3 protein-coding genes are annotated in these 1,717 nt (G+C 56.9%); 2 read left to right on the top strand and 1 reads right to left on the bottom strand.

All coding sequences use genetic code 11. From position 1 onward, the window contains the following. Positions 1 to 217: sulfurtransferase TusA (tusA, locus tag A3730_RS28585; RefSeq protein WP_063539422.1), on the top strand; the 217-nt coding region annotated here is incomplete at its 5' end. Between the two features lie 107 nt (positions 218 to 324). On the opposite strand, the gene A3730_RS28590 is transcribed toward tusA, so the two are convergent. Beyond that, a complete protein-coding gene (locus A3730_RS28590; RefSeq protein WP_063519918.1) occupies positions 325 to 1,011 on the bottom strand; it encodes a hypothetical protein in 687 nt (228 codons plus the stop codon). Between the two features lie 422 nt (positions 1,012 to 1,433). On the opposite strand from A3730_RS28590, the gene A3730_RS28595 reads away from it, so the two are divergent. Next, positions 1,434 to 1,717: gamma-glutamylcyclotransferase family protein (locus A3730_RS28595; protein ID WP_197477727.1), on the top strand; the 284-nt coding region annotated here is incomplete at its 3' end.

A 1,717-nucleotide genomic window follows, 5' to 3' on the forward strand; every position in this document is an offset into this window, starting at 1 on the left:
CCTTGATGCCACCGGCCTGCTATGCCCGGAGCCGGTCATGATGCTGCATAACAAAGTGCGCGATATGGCGCCGGGTGAGGTGCTGAAAGTGCGGGCCACAGACCCTTCTACCGAGCGGGATATCCCCAAGTTTTGTCAGTTTCTCGGTCATACCCTACTGACACAAGAACAGGACGGTGACCTTTACCTGTACTGGATCGAAAAGAAAAAAAGCTGAGTGACACAACATCGCCGTTAGCCTGAAGCCCGGAGAAACTCGTTTTCCGGGTTCAGTGCCTAGCCCGTGCCAGTGTTGTTTCGCACTGCCTGAATATTCGTCATCGTTCAGCTTTTTGCCAGCATGGCCACCGCCGCCAGTGCTTCCGGGTCTCTCTCCTTTAACTTGTTGGCAATGCCGTGCTGGAAGAAATACCGGAAGGCCGGTAGCGATTGTGCGGTGGTCAAGCATTCTGCGCCGGGCAGAATCGGTGTCTCAACCGGGTCGTTTTCCTGTGCCACCATGGCCGACAGGGTGCCATCGGCAAACAGCTTCCAGCTCACCACTTCCATCAGGCTGATGGTGTGGAAGTTGTCTTCTGAAAAGACCGCATGGGTGCCGATGGTATCCGGGATTTCCTGAATGGCCTGTTCGCCGGGTTGTGGCTTGCCGAAGAACGACAGGGCCGCATCCATTTCCTGTACCTTGTGTTCCGGTGCCTCCACGAACAGGTAATCGCTGCCGGGCAGACGGTAACCTTCCCAGCGGCCATTCAGCGGGTCGGCCAGCGCCATGGCGGTGACCGGTTCCTTGAGCCAGGGAACCATGGCCACGGTGTCGCCATTGGCCAGTCTTGCCCAGGCCAGTATTTTCAGTGAGAACAGTTTGTCAGGGTGATGATCATTGGCATACAACAGCTCAATGCCATCGTATTCCGGGGATAAACGCAAAATGGGGGGCTTGGCCGCTTTGCGGCGTGGAGAGAAGGAAACAACATTGTTTCCGCCAGGGTGTTGCCGGTTCGCCTGAGACATGGGCACCTCCCGGTACGTTTCCTTGGGGGGACGCGAGCACGATCACAGCGGATCGTTCAGCACGGCCCGTTAATTCACGTTAGCCTGTCATGCGATGCCATGCAAGCGGGTGCAGATAACCGGTTTGCGTGGCATAAAGCGGGCTCGCCGTGGGCAAGAGGGCGCCTGCCTGTGGTATTACCTGGTAGCCATGTTCTGCGCTTTGCCTAACGCTCGAGGCTGGATGCCTGACGTGAAACCCCATGGGCTAAGGAGCTCTCGCTCTTGCGGTGCCTCCTTTTGAGGGAGGGCCATTATTCAGGAAATAATGGGTAATGTGTTTTGTGCAGAGAGCATGGCGACCAGGGTTTAAGTTTTTCAGGTTTTGAATGCAGGCGTCTGTCGTCGGGCATCCGGCGTCCAGCAATAACCAGGAGTGATGTGTGGAGTGTGATTATTACTTTGCCTATGGGTCGAACATGAACCCGGCACGAATGGCGGTGCGGGGCATGCGCTATCGGCAATCGTTACGGGCGCAATTACCCGGTTGGCAATTGGCGTTTAACAAGCGCGCCCATGGCAAAGAAGGGATTGCCTACGCCAACATCGTGAAGGCGGACCATGGCGGGCCGGAGGTGCAGGGCGTCTTGTACCAGCTGTGGGACCACCGCGAAATCGAACGTATGGATCCGTTCGAGGGTCACCCGGTCCGTTATCGCCGTGAACG

The organism is Alcanivorax sp. HI0044, from assembly GCF_001634945.1.

Bases quoted from the DNA above. Each gene is read 5' to 3' on its own strand.
- A3730_RS28590 (WP_063519918.1), bottom strand. From the start codon at position 1,011: ATGTCTCAGGCGAACCGGCAACACCCTGGCGGAAACAATGTTGTTTCC.